The organism is Paucibacter sp. PLA-PC-4 (genome assembly GCF_026241155.1).
Taxonomy (GTDB): Bacteria; Pseudomonadota; Gammaproteobacteria; order Burkholderiales; family Burkholderiaceae_C; genus Roseateles_E.
The window spans coordinates 301284-319441 of record NZ_JAPFGP010000004.1; the positions used below are offsets into that span (position 1 = coordinate 301284).

Annotated in this window: 16 protein-coding genes; 7 read left to right on the forward strand and 9 right to left on the reverse strand. The window is 65.6% G+C overall.

The genetic code is table 11. The features are described from left to right. Positions 1–13: 13 nt before the first annotated feature. Positions 14–484, reverse strand: a complete 471-nt coding sequence (locus OOZ63_RS08560) for an Lrp/AsnC family transcriptional regulator (RefSeq protein ID WP_137945008.1) — start codon at positions 482–484, stop codon at positions 14–16. A 133-nt stretch (positions 485–617) separates the two neighbouring features. Here OOZ63_RS08560 and OOZ63_RS08565 point away from each other — a divergent pair, with 133 nt between their 5' ends. The 5 genes from OOZ63_RS08565 to OOZ63_RS08585 are packed head-to-tail and all read left to right on the forward strand — an operon-like array spanning position 618 to position 7101. Further along, positions 618–1940 carry an aspartate aminotransferase family protein gene (locus OOZ63_RS08565; RefSeq protein WP_266005006.1) on the forward strand — a complete coding sequence of 441 codons (1323 nt, stop codon included), beginning with the start codon at positions 618–620 and terminating at the stop codon, positions 1938–1940. Positions 1941–1981: 41 nt separating this feature from the next. Further along, a complete protein-coding gene (locus tag OOZ63_RS08570) occupies positions 1982–2758 on the forward strand; it encodes a gamma-glutamyl-gamma-aminobutyrate hydrolase family protein (RefSeq protein WP_266005008.1) in 777 nt (258 codons plus the stop codon). 48 nt (positions 2759–2806) lie between these two features. Continuing rightward, on the forward strand, positions 2807–4174 hold the full coding sequence (locus OOZ63_RS08575; protein ID WP_266005010.1) for a glutamine synthetase family protein: 1368 nt from the start codon (positions 2807–2809) through the stop codon (positions 4172–4174). A gap of 12 nt (positions 4175–4186) precedes the next feature. Next, positions 4187–5596, forward strand: coding sequence for an aspartate aminotransferase family protein (locus tag OOZ63_RS08580; protein ID WP_266005011.1), 1410 nt, complete (start codon positions 4187–4189; stop codon positions 5594–5596). 11 nt (positions 5597–5607) lie between these two features. Beyond that, positions 5608–7101 (forward strand): aldehyde dehydrogenase, encoded by a 1494-nt coding sequence (locus OOZ63_RS08585; RefSeq protein WP_266005012.1) that lies wholly within the window; start codon positions 5608–5610, stop codon positions 7099–7101. A gap of 6 nt (positions 7102–7107) precedes the next feature. Here the strand turns inward: OOZ63_RS08585 and OOZ63_RS08590 are convergent, their stop codons facing one another. The 6 genes from OOZ63_RS08590 to OOZ63_RS08615 all read right to left on the reverse strand — a co-directional run bounded on the left by OOZ63_RS08590 (position 7108) and on the right by OOZ63_RS08615 (position 12959). Continuing rightward, on the reverse strand, positions 7108–8715 hold the full coding sequence (locus OOZ63_RS08590) for an MFS transporter (protein WP_416234707.1): 1608 nt from the start codon (positions 8713–8715) through the stop codon (positions 7108–7110). Continuing rightward, entirely contained in the window at positions 8690–9097 is a 408-nt protein-coding gene (locus tag OOZ63_RS08595) for a DoxX family protein (protein ID WP_266005014.1), read from the reverse strand. Before OOZ63_RS08595 ends, OOZ63_RS08590 begins: the two co-directional genes overlap by 26 nt. Then, on the reverse strand, positions 9097–10974 hold the full coding sequence (locus OOZ63_RS08600; protein ID WP_266005016.1) for an amidohydrolase: 1878 nt from the start codon (positions 10972–10974) through the stop codon (positions 9097–9099). The genes OOZ63_RS08595 and OOZ63_RS08600 overlap by 1 nt, the downstream gene beginning before the upstream one ends. Beyond that, positions 10967–11239 carry a XapX domain-containing protein gene (locus OOZ63_RS08605; RefSeq protein ID WP_266005017.1) on the reverse strand — a complete coding sequence of 91 codons (273 nt, stop codon included), beginning with the start codon at positions 11237–11239 and terminating at the stop codon, positions 10967–10969. The genes OOZ63_RS08600 and OOZ63_RS08605 overlap by 8 nt, the downstream gene beginning before the upstream one ends. A 16-nt stretch (positions 11240–11255) precedes the next feature. Then, positions 11256–11909 carry a hydrolase gene (locus OOZ63_RS08610; protein ID WP_266005018.1) on the reverse strand — a complete coding sequence of 218 codons (654 nt, stop codon included), beginning with the start codon at positions 11907–11909 and terminating at the stop codon, positions 11256–11258. Between the two features lie 66 nt (positions 11910–11975). Continuing rightward, positions 11976–12959, reverse strand: coding sequence for an alpha/beta fold hydrolase (locus tag OOZ63_RS08615; RefSeq protein ID WP_266005019.1), 984 nt, complete (start codon positions 12957–12959; stop codon positions 11976–11978). 211 nt (positions 12960–13170) lie between these two features. Here OOZ63_RS08615 and OOZ63_RS08620 point away from each other — a divergent pair, with 211 nt between their 5' ends. After that, entirely contained in the window at positions 13171–16230 is a 3060-nt protein-coding gene (locus tag OOZ63_RS08620) for a sensor histidine kinase (protein ID WP_266005020.1), read from the forward strand. Here the strand turns inward: OOZ63_RS08620 and OOZ63_RS08625 are convergent. Then, entirely contained in the window at positions 16217–16849 is a 633-nt protein-coding gene (locus OOZ63_RS08625; protein ID WP_266005021.1) for a response regulator transcription factor, read from the reverse strand. The two genes, OOZ63_RS08620 and OOZ63_RS08625, sit on opposite strands and share 14 nt — an antisense overlap. Before the next feature lie 319 nt (positions 16850–17168). On the opposite strand from OOZ63_RS08625, the gene OOZ63_RS08630 reads away from it, so the two are divergent. After that, positions 17169–17735 (forward strand): response regulator transcription factor, encoded by a 567-nt coding sequence (locus OOZ63_RS08630; RefSeq protein WP_266005022.1) that lies wholly within the window; start codon positions 17169–17171, stop codon positions 17733–17735. A 7-nt stretch (positions 17736–17742) separates the two neighbouring features. Here the strand turns inward: OOZ63_RS08630 and OOZ63_RS08635 are convergent, their stop codons facing one another. Further along, positions 17743–18090 (reverse strand): hypothetical protein, encoded by a 348-nt coding sequence (locus tag OOZ63_RS08635; RefSeq protein ID WP_266005023.1) that lies wholly within the window; start codon positions 18088–18090, stop codon positions 17743–17745. Between the last annotated feature and the right edge of the window lie 68 nt (positions 18091–18158).

The following is an 18158-nucleotide window of genomic DNA, read 5'->3' on the forward strand; positions in this document are numbered from 1 at the left end:
GCTGCCACGCCCGCTAGAGTTCGAACGCCGTCGTCTTCTTGACGGTTCGCAGCACCAGCATCGAATTAGAGCGCGCCACCCCGGGCAGATGCATCAGCACATCGCTGTGCAGGCGCTCCAGATCTTCGGCATCCTTGTAGGCAAAGCGCAAGAGATAGTCATTCGTGCCGGCCACGTAAAAGCAATCGAGGATCTCCGGCACGTCGCGCACCGCCTGCTCGAAGGCTCCCAGCGCTTGAGGTGTCATTCGCTCCAGATTGATGATGGTGTAGCTGGTACCGGGCTTGCCCACCGCCTTCGGATTGACCAGAGCCACATAGCCGGCAATCACCCCCGCATCCTCCAGCTGCTTGACCCGGCGTAGACACGCCGACGGCGACAGGTGCACCCGCTGCGCCAGCTCCACATTGGAGCGCCGGCCGTCCTGCTGCAGCTCCCTGAGGATGGCACGGTCAATCGCATCCAGTTGCACTTCCGAGCCCATCGTTCGAATTTCCTGCGGTTTGATCCTCTGATGATCGCACGAAGATGCAAAAACTCGGGTTAACGCCAAGCCATTGCGCCTGCACATTGCGCGAGGCCCTGTCTAGACTGGTCGGCATTCAAGGAGCCCTGCCATGTCCGACCACACCACCGATCCCGCAATGGACGCCTACTGGATGCCGTTCACCGCGAACCGCCAGTTCAAGAAAGCGCCGCGCCTGCTGACCCGCGCTGACGGGATGTACTTCACGGACGACAAGGGCCGCCAGATCCTGGACGGCATTGCCGGCCTTTGGTGCGTCAACGCCGGCCACAACCGGCCCAAGATTGTCCAGGCCATCCAGCAGCAGGCGGCCGAACTGGACTTCGCCCCACCCTTCCAGATGGCCCACCCCAAGGCCTTCGAGCTGGCCGAGCGCTTGGCAGTGCTGACCCCTGCCGGGCTCAACAAGGTCTTCTTCACGAACTCGGGGTCGGAGTCGGTCGAAACGGCACTGAAGATGGCCCTGGCCTACCACCGGGTGCGTGGCGAGGGCGCGCGCACCCGCTTGATCGGCCGCGAGCGCGGCTATCACGGCGTCAACTTCGGTGGCATCTCCGTCGGCGGCATGGTGGCCAACCGCAAGATGTTCGGCACCCTGCTCAGCGGCGTCGACCATATTCGCCACACCCATGACCACGCGCGCAACGCCTTCTCACTGGGCCAACCGGCCCATGGCGCCGAGTTCGCCGACGACCTGGAACGCCTGATCGCGCTGCATGACGCCAGCACCATCGCCGCCGTCATTGTTGAGCCGGTCGCGGGCTCCACTGGGGTGCTGATCCCGCCGCAGGGCTATCTACAGCGCTTGCGCGAGATCTGCGACAAGCACGGCATCCTCTTGATCTTCGACGAGGTCATCACCGGCTTCGGCCGCACCGGCAACCCATTCGGCGCACAGACCTTTGGCGTCACGCCGGACCTGATGACGGTGGCCAAGGGCCTGACCAACGGCTGCGTGCCGATGGGCGCGGTGTTCGCCAAGCAGCACATCCATGACGCCTTCATGAACGGACCCGAGCACCTGATCGAGTTCTTCCACGGCTACACCTACTCAGCCCACCCGCTGGCCTGTGCCGCCGCGCTGGGCACGCTGGACACCTATGCCGACGAGGGACTGCTGACGCGCGCGGCTGAGCTGCAGGGCTACTTCGCCGAGAGCTTGCATGCGCTGAAGAACGAGCCCAACGTGATCGACATCCGCAATATCGGCCTGGTCGGCGGCATCGAGCTGGCGCCCCTGCCGGGCGAGCCGGCCAAGCGCGCCTTCAACATCTTCCTGGACTGCTATGAGAAGGGCCTGCTGATACGCACGACTGGCGACACCATCGCGCTGTCGCCACCGCTGATCATCGAGCGCAGCCATATCGACCAGATCGTCGACACATTGCGTGGCGCCTTGAAACGGGCGGCTTGAAACAGGGCATGATGGGGTCACTTCGGTGGCCCTTTGTGTTTATGACCTTGTCTTCCCGTAAGCCCGTGGTGCTGGTGCCGGCCTGCAACCGCATGATGGGCGAGCACCCCTTTCAGATGGCCGGCAAGAAATACATTGACGCGGTGCGCCTTGCCGGCTGCCTGCCGCTGATCGTGCCGGCCAGCACGCCCGACGAGCTTGACGAACTGCTGGCCCTGGCCGACGGGCTGCTGCTGACCGGCTCGCAGAGCAATGTCCACCCCAGCCATTTCGGCGAGACCGTGCACGACGAGAGCTTGCCGCTGGATCCGCTGCGCGATACCTGGACACTGCCGCTGATCCCCAAGGCCCTGGCCCGGGGCCTGCCGCTGCTGGGTATCTGCCGCGGTTTCCAGGAGGCCAATGTGGCGCTGGGCGGCAGCCTGCACCAGGCCGTACAAGAGCAGCCAGGCCTGCAGGACCACCGCGCTGTCAAGGGCCAGCCACCCGAGATCCAGTACGCCAGCGCCCACCCGGTTCAGGTCCTGCCCGGCGGCCAGCTGGCTGCGATCCTGGGGTCGATCGCGTCCATCGAGGTCAACTCGCTGCATGGTCAGGGCATCAAGCGCTTGGCACCGGGTTTGCGCGTCGAGGCCCTGGCCGAGGACGGCCTGGTCGAGGCCTTCACGGTGGCCGATGCGCCGGGCTTCTCGCTGTGCGTGCAATGGCATCCCGAGTGGCTGGCGCACAGCAATCCGATTTCCCAACGTCTGCTGCAGGCCTTCGGACAGGCCTGTCGCGAATACCACGGCAAAAAGGTCAATAACGGGCGGACCTAGGAGCGCCGCAGACCAACCTGCCGAGTCAATCAATCGAGGAGGTGCAGCATGGTGGTGCGAGACAAGTTCACATTCAGCGAGCTGGAGCAATGGTTCCGCGAGCACGGGGTCACCGAGATCGAGTGCCTGGTGCCCGATCTGACCGGCGTGGCGCGCGGCAAGATCCTGCCGCGCGAGAAGTTCACCGAGGACCGCGGCATGCGCCTGCCCGAGGCCGTGGTCGCGATGGGCGTCACCGGCGAGTTCCCCGAGGAAGGCCCTTACTACGATGTGATCAGCCCGAACGACCGGGACATGCATCTGCGCGCCGATCCCACCACCGCCCGCCTCGTGCCCTGGGCCAGCGATCCGACCGCGCAAATCATCCACGACTGCTTCGACCGCCACGGCCAACTCGTGCCCTTCGCGCCGCGCTCAGTACTGCGCCGGGTGTGCGGCCTGTTCGACGACGAGGGCTGGGAGCCGGTAGTTGCCCCCGAGCTGGAGTTTTACCTGGTAGCCCGCAACAGCGACCCCGACCAGCCCCTGAAGCCACCGGTGGGCCGCAGCGGCCGCGCAGAGACCTCGCGCCAGGCCTACTCGATCGACGCAGTCAACGAGTTCGACCCGCTGTTTGAGGATGTCTACGACTACTGCCAGAAGATGCAGCTCAATGTCGACACCCTGATCCACGAAATCGGAGCCGGCCAGATGGAGATCAACTTCTTCCATGCCCACCCGCTGGGCCTGGCCGATGAGGTCTTCTTCTTCAAGCGTACGGTGCGCGAGGCGGCGCTGCGCCACAATATGTTTGCCACCTTCATGGCCAAGCCGATCGCCGGCGAGCCGGGCAGCGCGATGCATGTGCACCAGAGCCTGGTCGACAAGCGCACCGGTCGCAACCTGTTCAGCAACGAAGACGGCACGCCCAGCCGCGAGTTCTTTTGGTACATCGGCGGTCTGCAGAAACACATCCCGGCCGCAATGGCGTTGTTCGCTCCCTATGTCAACAGCTACCGCCGCCTGGCCCGCCACACCGCAGCGCCGATCAATATCCAGTGGGGCACAGACAACCGCACCGTCGGCATCCGTGCGCCACTGGCGCCGCCAGCTGCGCGGCGCATCGAGAACCGCGTGATCGGCGCCGATGCCAACCCCTACGTGGCCCATGCAGCGACCCTGGCTTGCGGCTACCTGGGCATCAAGAACCGCATCGAGCCGACGGCAGAATGCAAGGGCGATGCCTATCTGGGCGACTACCAGTTGCCGCGCAGCCTGGGCGAGGCCCTGGCCCTGCTGCGGGCCGACAAGGAGCTGGCAGCCGTGCTCGGCGAGTCCTTCATCACCGTCTATTCGGAGATCAAGGAGATCGAATATGCCGAGTTCATGAAGGTGATCTCGCCCTGGGAGCGTGAGCATCTGTTGCTGCACGTCTGAGGAGGACCCGCGATGAGCCAGACCCATCAACAAGCCGCATTGATCGAGCGCCGTAGCACCAGCGAGTGGCAACGCGCAGATGCCGCACATTTCCTCCATCCCTTCACCGACTTCAAGAGCCTGGCCACCAAGGGCTCGCGCATCATCGATCGGGCAGACAACATCTACCTGTGGGACAGCGAGGGCCACAAGATCCTTGATGCGATGAGCGGGCTGTGGTGCGTCAATGTGGGCTACGGTCAGCCGTCCCTGGTCGATGCCGCCGCCCGCCAGATGAGGGAGTTGCCCTTCTACAACGCCTTTTTCCAGACGGCGACGCCGCCCGCCATTGAGCTGGCTGAGCTGCTGGCCGAAGTGACGCCGCCGCAGTTCCAGCATGTGTTCTTCACCGGCTCCGGCTCAGAGGGCAATGACACGGTGCTGCGCATGGTGCGCCGCTACTGGGACATACTGGGCCAGCCGCAGCGCCAGACCGTGATCGGCCGCATCAACGGCTATCACGGCTCGACAATGGCCGGCGCCTCGCTGGGCGGCATGAGCGGCATGCATGCGCAGGGCGGGCTGCCGATACCGGGCATCGCGCATATCGAGCAGCCGCACTGGTTCGCGCTGGGCCGCGAGCAAAGTCGCGAGGACTTCGGCCTCACCGCCGCACGCTGGCTCGAAGCCAAGCTGCTCGCGCTGGGGCCGGAGAACGTCGCCGCCTTCATCGGGGAGCCGGTCCAGGGCGCCGGCGGTGTGATCGTGCCGCCAGCCAGCTATTGGCCCGAGATCCAGCGCATCTGCGACCAGTATGGCGTGCTGCTGGTCAGCGACGAGGTGATCTGCGGCTTCGGTCGCACCGGCGCCTGGTTTGGCTGCGAGACGCAGGGCTTCACGCCCGACCTGATGACCTTCGCCAAGGGCGTGACCTCGGGCTATATCCCTCTGGGTGGCGTGATGGTGGGCGAGCGGATCGCACGAGTGCTGATCGATCAGGGCGGCGAGTTCGAGCACGGCTTCACCTACTCGGGTCACCCGACCGCCTGCGCGGTGGCGGTGGCCAATATCAGGCTGCTGCGCCAGCTCAATCTGGTCAAACATGTACAGGCCAGCAGCGGCCCCTATCTAGCCGAGCAGTTTGCCAAGCTGGCCGAACAACACCCGCTGGTCGGCGAGGCGCAGAGCTGCGGCCTGATGGGCGCGCTGCAGTTGGTCAGGAACAAGACCACGCTGCAGACCTTTGCACCCGAGCTGGGCGTGGGCATGCTCTGCCGCGCCCACTGCTTCGGCAACGGCCTGATCATGCGCGCGGTCGGCGACCGCATGATCGTCGCGCCACCGCTGGTGACGACGCTGACGCAGATCGACGAGATGATGGGTCTGATCCGGCGTTGCCTGGACCTGACCCTGGACGAACTGAGCCGGCGCGGCTGGCTGTGAAAGAGAATGACATGACAAATACGACCTGGCATCAACGCGCGCTCGAGCAAAGCATCGACGGCCGCGCCTTCATCGCCGGACAACGTGTCGGCAGCGCCAGCGGCGAGACCTTCGCCAAGCATTCGCCGATCGATGGCCGGCTGCTCGGTGCGATCGCGCGCGGCCAGGCTGCCGATATCGATGCCGCCGTCGCCAGCGCCCGCGCCGCCTTCGACGATGGCCGCTGGTCCGCCCGGCCACCGGCCGCACGCAAAAAAGTGCTGCTGCGCTTCGCCGAAGCCATTCTGGCGAGCCGGGACGAACTGGCCCTCTTGGAGACGCTGGACATGGGCAAGCCGATCCAGTACGCACTCGCGGTCGACGTGCCGGCCGCAGCGCGCTGCATCGCCTGGTATGCAGAAGCCATCGACAAGGTCTATGACGAGATCGCACCGACCGGGCCGAACGCGTTGGCCTTGATACAGCGCGAGGCCATGGGCGTGATCGGCGCCATCGTGCCCTGGAACTACCCGATGATCATGGCAGCCTGGAAGCTAGGCCCGGCCTTGGCGGCCGGCAACTCGGTGGTGCTCAAGCCCAGCGAAAAGTCGCCCCTGACAGCGCTGCGCCTGGCCGAGCTCGCGCTGGCCGCCGGCCTGCCCGAGGGGGTGCTCAACGTCGTGCCTGGCTACGGCCATGAGGCCGGCGAGGCGCTAGCCCTGCATATGCAGGTCGATGCGGTGGGCTTCACCGGCTCGACCCGGGTCGGCCGCAAGATGCTGGAGTACGCTGGCCGCTCCAATCTGAAGCGGGTCTACAACGAGCTGGGCGGCAAGTCGGCCTTCATCGTCTTCCCCGATTTCGACGATATCGCCCGCGCCGCCAAAACCGTGGCCGGCGCCATGTTCTTCAACCAGGGCGAGAGCTGCAACGCACCCTCGCGCGTGCTGGTGCATGAGAGCATCGCCGATCAATTCGTTGAGCTGGTCGCAGCGCAGGCGCCCAGATACCAGCCTGGCGACCCGTTGGACGCCGGCACCGTGATGGGCGCGATCGTCGATGAGACGCAGCTCAAAACTGTGCTGGGCTATATCGAGTCCGGCAAATCCGAAGGAGCCCGCGCCATCGTCGGCGGTCGCCAGGCGCGCAGCGACAGCGGCGGCTTCTATGTCGAGCCTACCGTGTTCGACGGCGCGACCAACCAGATGAAGATCGCCCGCGAAGAGATATTCGGCCCGGTGATGAGCGTGCTGCGCTTTAAGGACGAGGCCGATGCCGTCAAACAGGCGAACACCAGCGCCTACGGCCTGCAGGCAAGCGTCTGGAGCTCGCACATCGACCGCGCCCACCGCGTTGCCCGCGCGCTGAGGGCCGGCACCGTCCACGTTAACCAGTACGACGAGGACGACATCACCGTGCCCTTCGGCGGCTACAAGCAAAGCGGCAACGGCCGCGACAAGTCGCTCCACGCTCTCGATAAGTACACCGAACTGAAGACGACCTGGCTGCGAATCAATGCTGGCTGATCGGCGTCACAACGCCAGGAAATGATGCACCACTGGCCTGTCCGGGCCGATATGGAACTTCAACGCCTCGCCCTGCAGGTCCGCATCAGCCTGCGATACACGGTGATGCTGGCGTAGGTGCTCGGCCCAGGACTCGACCAGAAACCACTCCATCAGACGCTCCGGCTCGGCCGTGTGCTCGGTGATGCCCCAGGCATAGGCGCCGTCGCGCCGGCGTTCGATGGCCAGGTGCTTGAGCGCCAACAGGAAGGCCTTGCGGTCATCGTGGCGAACCCGGTACTCGATTTGCACCATCACCGGCCCGCGGTCATGCGCCACCGGCTCGGCCAGCAGCGGCTCGGGCCAATGATTGGCGGGCTGCAGATCGGCTTCGCCGGCAGGCAGCTTAATGCGGTGAAAAATCAGTGCGACCACGGTCAGCCCCACGGCCCCGGCCGCCAGCGTGGCCGGCACGCCGATCTGCTGAGCGATGAGGCCCCATCCCAAGCTGCCGGCAGCCATCGCGCCGTTGAACACCGTCAGGTAGACGGCCAGGCCCCGACCTCGAACCCAGTTCGGCAAGATGGCCTGTGCCACGCCGTTGAGCGTGGTCAGCGCGATGATCCAGCCCAGACCCAGGGTCATCATCAGCACCACTGCGGCCCAGCGCGGCGGTGCCACCACCAGGCTCGCCATCACGACCGCAGCCAGCAGCGAGGCCAGCAGCACCAGACCATCGACATCGAGCCGCTGACGCAGCCATGGCATCACGACTGCGCCGAGGATGGCGCCAGCCCCCACCGCGCCAAGCATCAGGCCATAGAAGCCTGCCGTGCCGCCCAGCATCTGGCGTGCCACCAGGGGCAGCAAGGCCCACACCGCGCTGGCAAACAGGAAAAACACCGCAGCGCGCAGCAACACCGTATGCAGCTCTGGGCTGGCCCGGGTGTAGCGCAGACCAGCACGGAAGGCACTCAGAAAGTCCTCCGACAGTGCCGTCTCGGTCGGGGCCGGCCGGCGCCACCACAGCAGCGCGGCGATCACGAAGACATAGCTCAGCACATCAACGCCGTACGTCAGCGCCGCGCCAAAACTCGCGAGGATCAGGCCACCAGCCGCCGGCCCAATGGCGCGTGCGATATTGACGCCCAACGAGTTCAGCGCCACCGCATTCTTCAGGTCAGCACGCGGCACCAGTTCGGGCACGATGGACTGCCAGGTCGGCCCCATCAGCGCCGCACCGATGCCGCCGACAAAGGTCAGCGCGATCAGCGAGCCAACCGACTGCAGGCCGAGCCAGGACAGCGTCAGCAGGGTCGCGCTGACGGCGCCCAGCAGCAGCTGCACGCCGATCAGGAAGCGGCGCCGATCCAGGATGTCAGAGAGCACGCCGGCGGGAATAGCCAGCAAAAAAATCGGCAGCGTCGCCGCGGTCTGGATCAGTGCGACGGCGGTCGGACTGGCCGACAAGTCGGTGATCAGCCAGGCGCTGGCGACATCGCGCATGAAGCTGCCGATATTGCCCAGCACCGTGGCCATCCACAGCACAGCAAAAACCGGCTGACGCAGCGGCGCGAAGCTACCCGTTGAGTTTAGGGGCTTGTTCGCTTCAGCCACGGCGTTCCTGCCAGTCATGCCAGGCCACCAGCAGCAAACCGCCGACCAGTCCCCAATGCTCGAAGAAGGCATTCATCAGCATGAAGCGCTCATGACCGGTGGCCTCCCAGTAACGGTTGGCGATGAAGGTGGCCGCGGCGGTGAAGACCGCCAGCGCCAGCGCGCCGAGCCAGCGCACCCAGCCCGTCAGGATCAGCGCGGCGGCGCCCAGCTCCAGCACGATCACCGCCACCGCGAACAGCGGCGCCGGCTGCAGGCCGAAATGCGTCATCTCGCCGACTGCGGCCGGGAAATCAAGAGCCTTGACCAGGCCGCCCTGCAGATAGGCAGCGCACAGCAGCAGCAGGCAAAACCAGCGTAAGCGCGACGCGAGGCCGTTCGTCTGTGTCGCCGTCAGCATCACACCGCCCAGCAGGCGCAGCCCAGCGCGCCCCAGAAACTCTTGAAATCGGACACCGGCGCCGAGCTGGCCCATGACTTGGCATGCTGGTGACCGTGCACATTGCAAGCGGTGGCGCAGGCGCAGGCCTGCTGTTGCATGACTGCTTGCAAGGGTTTGCCTTCCTGCTCACCCCAGGCACCGTAGCCCTTGAAGCTGCGCACCGGCGACCAGTCGGGCATCGCCGGCGGCAGTGTCGCTTCGTCGTGCGATGTGAAGGGGCCGGCGCCGTAGACCACCTTGCCGCCGACCACGGTCAGCAGCGCGGTGGTGTCGACGATCTCGCTCTCGGCGCAAGCGAAGAAGTCGCGGTCCGGCACCAGCAGATCGGCCAGCATGCCCTCCTCGATGCGGCCCTTCTTGCCCTCCTCGTTGGAGAACCAAGTGACGTTCTCGGTCCACATCCGCAAGGCCTGCTCGCGGTCCAAGCAGTTGCGCTGCGGTGTCAGCTGTAGGCCTCCAACGGTCTTGCCAGTGATCAGCCAGGCCAGCGACACCCAGGGGTTGTAGGAGGCGACGCGGGTCGCATCGGTGCCGGCCGAGACCTTCATGCCTTTGCTCAACATCTTGGCCACCGGCGGCGTGGCCTCGGCTGCAGCGGGGCCATAGCGCTCCACGAAGTACTCGCCCTGGTAGGCCATGCGGTGCTGCACCGCGACGCCGCCGCCCAACGCCGCGATACGATCCATCGAGCGCTCAGAGATGGTCTCGGCATGGTCGAAGAACCAGTTCAGCCCGGCAAGCGGCACATCCTGGTTGACGCGCTCGAACACATCGAGGGCGCGGCTGATGGTCTCGTCGTAGGTCGCATGCATGCGCCAGGGCCAGCGGTTTTGGGCCAAGATGCGCACCACACCGTCGAGATCGCCTTCCATCTCAGCGCCCATGTCCGGGCGCGGTTGGCGGAAGTCCTCGAAGTCGGCGGCCGAAAACACCAGCATCTCGCCGGCACCGTTGTGGCGGAAGTAGTCGTCGCCCTGCTTGTAGCTGGAGCTGGCGGTCCAGTTCAGGAAGTCGGCCTTCTCCTGCTTGGGCTTTTGCGTGAACAGGTTGTAGGCCAGGCGAATCGTCAGCTGGCCGGCATCGGCCAGTTGCTGGATCACCTGGTAGTCGTAGGGATAGTTCTGAAAGCCGCCGCCGGCATCGATGACGCCGGTCACGCCCAGGCGGTTGAGCTCACGCATGAAATGCCGGGTCGAGTTCAGCTGGTACTCGACGGGCAGCTTCGGGCCCTTGGCGAGGGTCGCATAGAGGATGGACGCATTCGGTTTGGCCAGCAGCAGGCCCGTCGGGTTGCCGGCGCCGTCGCGCAGGATCTGCCCGCCTGGCGGTTCAGGCGTGTCGCGTGTGTAGCCGACGGCGCGCAGCGCGGCGCCGTTGAGCAGCGCTCGGTCGTAGAGGTGCAGGATGAAGACGGGGGTGTCGGGTGCCACCGCGTTCAGCTCCTCCAAGGTCGGCAAGCGCTTCTCGGCGAACTGGTGTTCGGTGAAGCCGCCGACAACGCGCACCCATTGCGGCGCCGGCGTGATGTCGACCTGACGCTTGAGCATGGCCATCGCGTCGGCCAAGCTCTTCACGCCGTCCCAGCGCAGCTCCAGGTTGAAATTCAGGCCGCCGCGGATGATGTGGATATGGTTGTCGATCAGGCCCGGTAGCACCCGGCGTCCGCCCACATCGATGAGCCTGGTCGTCGGCCCGGCCAGGGCCATCACGGCCTGCTCATCGCCGACGCGCATGAAGCGGCCGTCCTTGATGGCCACCGCCGAGGCCGTGGGTTGGGCGCGGTTCAGTGTCGTGAATTGGCCGCGGTGCAGGATCAGATCGGCGGTCTCAGCCATGCTTGGTCTCCCCGTGTTCGGCCTTGGCGGCACAGCGCGGCAACTCACCGAACATATGCGGCTTGACCTGATGATGCAGCCAGGAGACCGGTGCGGAGTCGGTCTGCATCAACTTCTTCACCAGCGGCGGCAGCTGCTCGCCGACCAAGATGCCCAGAAGCCCCACCAGCGCGATCACCGGGGGCGCCGGCGAGCGCACATTGAACAGCGCGTAGATCACGCCGACCAGCAGGCCGATGGCCAGCGACAAGAGATAGGGCTTCATGGGCAGACTCCGTCAATCAGCCTTCGTGGGCGCCGAACATGGACTTGGCATAGATGATGCCCAGACCATAGGCGCCGCCAAACTTCTTGGCGATGCCGGTGGTCAGTTCATAGGTCTCGGTGCGTGCCCAGTCGCGCTGCAGTTCCAGCATGTATTGCAACGCGGTCATCGGGCGCACGCCGGCCTGGACCATGCGCTCGACCGCTCGCTCATGCGCCTCGTCCGAGACGTCGCCGCAGGCATCGGTGATCACATAGACCTCGTAGCCCTGGTCCAGCGCCGACAGCGTCGGGCCGACGATGCAGACCGAGGTCCACAGGCCGGCGAACACCAGGCGACTCTTGCCGATCGCGTTGACCTGGCTAATGACAGCGGCGTCTTCCCAGGTGTTCATCGAGGTGCGATCCAGCAGGGTCTGGCCCGGAAACGCGGCGGTGATCTCGTCGAACATCGGGCCCGAGAAGCTCTTCTCGGCCACGGTGGTCAGGATGGTGGGCACCTTGAAGCCGGCGGCGGCGTGCGAGATCAGGGCCGCGTTGTTGCGCAGCGCGATCGCGTCGATGGACTTGGTCGCGAACGCCATCTGCGACTGGAAGTCGATCAGAATCAGCGCATGGTCGGTCGGCGTCAGCAGCTTGGCGCCGGCGGTAGGGGTGGCGGTAATGGGCATGTCAGCAGTCCTTTAAGACAGGGCAAGGATGAAGAAAGAAGAACACGAGCGGACCAGCGGACAGGATCAGCTCTTCAGGAAGGCCAGCAGATCGGCGTTCAGCTTTTCTTTGTGGGTGTCGGTCAGGCCATGCGGTGCGCCGGGGTAGACAACAAGCTTGGCGTTCTTGATCAGCTTGGCTGCAGCCAGGGCGGCGGCGGCGATCGGAACGATCTGGTCATCGTCGCCGTGCAGCACCAGCGTCGGGATGTCGAACTTCTTCAGGTCTTCGGTGAAGTCGGTCTCCGAGAAGGCCTTGATGCAGTCAAAGGTGGCCTTGTGGCTGGCCATCATCCCTTGCATCCAGAACGTGTCGACCAGGCCTTGCGAGAGCTTGGCGCCCGGACGATTGAAGCCGAAGAAGGGGCCGGAGGCGATGTCCTTGTAGAGCTGGGCACGGTTGGCGCGCTCGCCGGCGCGAATACCGTCGAACACCTCCATCGGCAAACCGCCGGGATTGGTGGCCGTCTTCAGCATCTGCGGCGGCACCGCCGAGATCAGACCGGCCTTGGCGACGCGCTTGCTCCCGTGGCGCCCGATATAGCGCGCCACCTCGCCACCGCCGGTCGAGAAGCCCAGCAGGGTTGCGCCCTTGATGTCCAGCTTGTCGAGCACCGCCGCCAGGTCGTCGGCATAGGTGTTCATTTCATGGCCGCCCCAGGGCTGGCTGGAACGGCCGTGACCGCGGCGGTCATGGGCGATCACGCGGTAGCCGTGTTCGGCCAGGAACAGCATCTGCGCTTCCCAGCTGTCCGAGTTCAGAGGCCAGCCGTGGCTGAAGACCACGGGCTTGCCGTCGCGAGGACCCCAGTCCTTGAAATAGAGTTGCGTGCCGTCCTGGGTGGTGATGGTATTGCTCATCATGGTTGCTCCTGTGGTGTGAGAAGGGGACTTGGACAGAGTGGCTGCGGCCGCTGCCGGCAAAGCAAAGGCGGTGGCAACGCCAACACCCGCAAGCAGCGCATGGCGGCGCGTCGGATCGAGCGGGTAAGAAGGCTCTTGATGAGACATGGCTCGTGCTCCTCGTTTGAAAAAAGTGTCTTGCGCCCATGGCTCAAAACATGCCGACAAGCTTAGAAGCACCGCCACGCGGCGACCACCACAGGAAGGTCTGCTCGGCCTTAGCCCATTGGGGACAGGCCCGGTAAACTGGGGATAATCCGGCGACCTAGGGCGCCTGCAACCTCCTGTTCAGGCGATCTGCCTGGATTGCCCTCTTCCCATGCTTTTTCCACCAGCCCTGGGTGTCCGCGCCCGACTGCGACAGCCACTCGGGCCGCACCTGCTGATGGCGATCTTGTCGCTTTGCTTGCTGCGCGCCGGGCCCGCCTGGGCGCTGGATCGCGAGCGGACGATCACAGCGCTGCACCACACCAGCTGGACTGCACGCGAGGGCGCTCCGACCGATATCGTCGCGCTGCAACAGACTCGAGATGGCTATCTGTGGCTGGGCACGACCGGCGGCCTGTTTCGGTTCGACGGCCTGCGCTTCGAGCGCTATGAGCTTTTCCCAGCGGGCACACGACGCTCCAGCAATATTTCGGCGCTGCGGGCCTTGCCAGACGGCGGACTATGGATAGGTTTTCGCCAAGGCGGCGCCGGGCTGCTGAAGGCTGACGGCACACTGCTGCTGTACGACCAGAGCTCGGGCCTGGCCCTGGGTACGATTTATTCATTCGAGATCCTGCCAGACGGTGCCGTCTGGGCCAGCAGCAGCACCGGCGCCTACCGCCTGCATGGGGGCCGATGGCACAAGATCGGTGCGCAATGGGGCTATGACTTCAGCTACGCCGACCAGTTGCTGCTCGACACCGAAGGCCAGCTCTGGCTGACCAACAAGGAAGGCCTGTTTCGCCTGCCCAGAGGGGCACGTCAGTTTCAGCGCGTCGCGCATGCCGTTGAGATCCAGAACATCACGCTTGATCCGCTGGGACAGCTCTGGAGCCGCGATAAGACCGGGACGCTACGCAAAGGTATCGCCGCCGGTGCGAGCAAGGCATGGCCGCTCGAGGCACCTCGCGGCGGCTTGCTGTTCGAGCGTGGCGGCAGCCTCTGGATCAACACCTATGGCAGTGGTCTGCGCCGCATTCCAGCGCCAGAGCAGCACGACGGCCGCGGCCCCGCCCTGATCGAGCACTTCCGCAAGAAAGACGGCTTGAGCGGTGATCGCGTGATGTCGGCGCTGGAGGACCGCGAGGGCAATCTCTGGTTTGGCACGACCGGCGGGCTGGACCGCTTTCGCGACACACCGCTGGTGTTGGCCCCGTACGCCGACGGACCCGCTCTGGGCAGCTTGGTCGCCGGCACGGATGGCGAGGTCTGGGCGGCGGGCCTGCAGCGGCAACCGACCCGGCTGACGCCGGACGGCCGCGCCCTGCCCGTGCCCGGTGACTTCGGGTCTGACGATACGGTGTTCGGCAGCGCCCACCGTGATCCAGACGGCACGATCTGGTTCGGTGGGACGCCCGATCTGTGGCGCCTTGCGGGTGGGCGCATGCAGCGCGTCAAAGCACCAGCACAGGTCCAGCCCTCCAGGCCGGTACAGGCGATGGCACGAGGCAAGGACGGCGTGCTGTGGGTGTCCTTTCTCGGCGCAGGCCTGTTCGGCTGGGATGGTCGGACTTGGCAAACCGCTTTAGCCGAACTGCCCCGTAGCAACGCCATGAGCTTGCATGGCGAGGCTGATGCACTCTGGGTCGGCTACGTAGACAACCGCATCGCCCGCATCGAGAGCAAGCAGCTCCAACTTTTCGGCGAGGCCCAGGGACTTAACCTGGGCCGTATCACCGCGCTGCATGTGCGCGACAAAGGTCTTTGGGCGGGCGGCGAGTTCGGTCTAAGCCAGCTGACAGACGGACGATTCCACCCCGTTGTGCTGGACGGCGACACGGCCATCAGCGCGGTCACCGGCATCTTCGAGACCGCCGCTGGTGATTTGTGGGTCAACGAGGCCTCGGGGCTGATACGGCTACCGGCCGATGAAGTGCGGCGCGTGCGACGTGACCCAGCCCATCCCGCGCGTTTCGAGCGGCTGGACTGGCTCGACGGCTTGCTGGGCAATGTGTCGCAGCTGCGCCCGACGCCTTCGTTGATTGAGGCCAGCGACGGTCAGCTCTGGCTGACCCGCAATGATGCGATCTATCGGCTCGATCCAGCCCGATTGAGCGCGCCCAGACCGGCACCGCCGGTGCTGATCAAGGCCTTGCACAGCGGCGGCCGCCAGTACCTTCCAGTTGCCCCTGTCGAACTGCCGGTGGGCACTCGGCAACTGCGCATCGAGTACACGGCGCTGGGCTTGGCGAGGGCCGAGCGCACACGCTTTCGCTACCGCCTGGACGGCGTCGACGGCGACTGGCAAGCGGTTGGTACCCGCCGAGAGGCGGTCTACACGAATCTGGGGCCGGGCACCTACCGTTTCAGCGTGCAGGCCTCCGACCGCGAGGGCGTCTGGAGCGAGCCCGGCAGCACCGCTGCCTTCATCGTGCCTCCAGCCTTTTATCAGACACGCGGCTTCCTGCTACTGGGCCTGCTGGGCCTGGCAGGGCTGAGCTGGCTTGTGTACCGCTGGCGTTGGCAGCGCGAGTGCGCGCGCATTCGGGAGCGCATCGAGACCCGTCTGGGCGAGCGCGAACGCATCGCTCGCGAGTTGCACGACACGGTGCTGCAGAGCACGGCCAGTCTGTCGCTGCATTTCCAGGCGGCGCTCGACGAGCTGGCGCCGCCACCGTCGGCGCGGGCCATGATCGAGGGAGCCTTGAATCGAGCCGAGCAGGTGCTGGTCGAGGGGCGCGAGCGCGTGCTCGATCTGCGCAGTCATCAGCAGGATCTGGAGCTGTCGCAGGCGCTGGCCGCCGCCGCAGCTGATCTCGTCGCGGGCCCGACGCCGCCGCGCGTTGTCAGCCGCGTCGACGGGGCACCGCGACCGATCAACGCGGCGATCTGGGCCGAGTTCTACCGTATTGGCCAGCAGGCTCTGGCCAACGCCCAGCGCCACGCCCGGGCCGGCCTGATCGAAATCTCTGTCGACTACGGGCGGGCGGCATTGACGCTGCGCGTGCGCGACGACGGTGTCGGCATCAATGCCGACTTGTTGACGGCTCGGCGCCGGCCCGGGCACTGGGGTCTGGTCGGCATGCACGAGCGTGCCGACCAGATTGGCGCAACCTTGGAGTTGCGCAGCGCGGCCGAAGGGGGGACAGAGCTCGTGCTGAGTATCCGGGCGGCAGCGGCATATGAAGCAGTGCAACAGCGGATCAGACTGCCGCATTTCAGGGCTGGATGAGCCCGCGCTTGAGCGCAATCGATACCGCATGGGTGCGGTCCTTGGCGCCGAGCTTGGCCAAGATGCTCTTCATGCGCGCCTTGATCGTCTCCTCCGACAGCGACAGCATGGCGCCGACCTCCCGGTTGGAATTGCCTGCCGCGATACGCTGCAAGACCTCGATCTCGCGCTGGGTCAGCGGCTCCTCACCGGCATGGTTGACCAGTTCACGCGCGATCTCGGCGGGGATCCAGCGTCCGCCAGCATGGACGGCACGGATCGCCGCCAGCAAATCGGTGCGCAGCGAGCTCTTTAGCAAGTAGCCGAGCGCCCCGGCCCGCAATGCACGCCAGGATTGGGCATCGCCTTTGTAAGTGGTCAGCACCAGAATGCGGGCCTGCGGATACTCGTTGCGGATCGCTGCAATGGCCTCGACCCCGTCCATCTCCGGCATCTGCAGATCCATCAGCGTGATGTCCGGCAACAGCAGCCGGAACTGCGCCAGCGCCTCCAGACCGTTGCAGGCCTCGCCGACGACCTGCATATCGGCCTGGCGCTTGAGCACCGCCGCGATCCCCTCCCGCAGCAGCGGATGATCATCGACCGTCAAGACCCGGATGGGCTGCCCTGTGTACTGCACCTGCTTGCTTCCCCTTGCGTTACTGCAATTGAACGACGTCGCTCTACCTCACTTTAACCGTTCAAGCCTCGGCCGCCGTTCAGGGCCGGCAACATCCCGCGTCGGAAAAACTACTCTTTCGGGTAGTCGCAATGCCCCCGGGCGGGGATGGTTCGAGGCGAGACCCTTGCCGATGATCAAGCCAGCACAGGCGATGTCGCCGAAAGCGGAGGTGCTCATGTTCGTCACAACAAAACTAGATGTCACAGTGGTGCATGCCACCCCATTGATTGCGGCCGGGCTGGCGGCATCCCTGGATGCAGAGTGTCGGGTCACGCTAATGTCTGAAATCGACCACGACCGCCTGCTGGGCCCGCAGGCGCCGGCCGTCGTGATCTCCGACTACCCGTCTGGCCTCACCTTGATGCAGTACCACCGCTCCATGCCCTGGTTGCGCTCGCGAGTGCCGCGCTGCCTGATCGTCGCCGAGTCCACGCGATGCTGGCAGGTCAGGCGGGCCCTCGAGCATGGGGTGCAAGGTGTTGTCGGTGCCGACTGCAGCCTGCAAGAGCTGCGGCGCGCGGTCCACAGCGTGCACCAGGGTCAGCGCTTTTTGTGCGAGGCCGCGAGCGCCAGCATGGCAGAGAGCATCGTGCAGGAGTCACTGACCCCGCGCGAAATGGATGTGCTGAAGCTGCTGGGTGAAGGTCTGGACAACAAGACCATCTCCGCAAGGCTGCGCATCGCGCTGGGCACCGTAAAGACCCATGTCAAGGCGGTGCTGGAGAAGCTCGATGCCAGCAGCCGCACCCAGGCGGTCGCCACAGCGCTGCAGCGCGGGCTGATCGGCGACGAGCACCGTCACCATGCCGCGCCGACGCGACAGCCTTTGCCGGCCATCTGCTGATAACAAGCTATCGCCCGGGCCGCTTCGAGACACCGGTCTCGCGGGCTGCATCCAAAGCTGCGTGATCCGCAAGAAGCACCGCATCGGCACGATCAAGAAGCCGCTCTAGCGCCTGCCTGGCAGGATCTTGCCGCGGTATTCCCTCGGCAATCGACTGCAGTTGCAGCAGCAGGCCCTGCACTGCCTGCACCAGGCAGTCGTGCGCGGCACGTTGCGCTTGTTCGCGCGCCCGATGCTGGGATTGGCGCGACCGCCGCCGTGCCGCACAGCGGCGCAGGCCCAGCGCGACCAGAAGAAGCAAGGCCGCTAGCGCCAGCCAATTCAGGATCTCAACGGGGGTCTGCGGGTAGCGCATGAAAGTGTTGTCTCCAGGACCGCTCGACAAGCCGTCTTGGCCCGAGACTAATTCCGGCGGCAACGCTC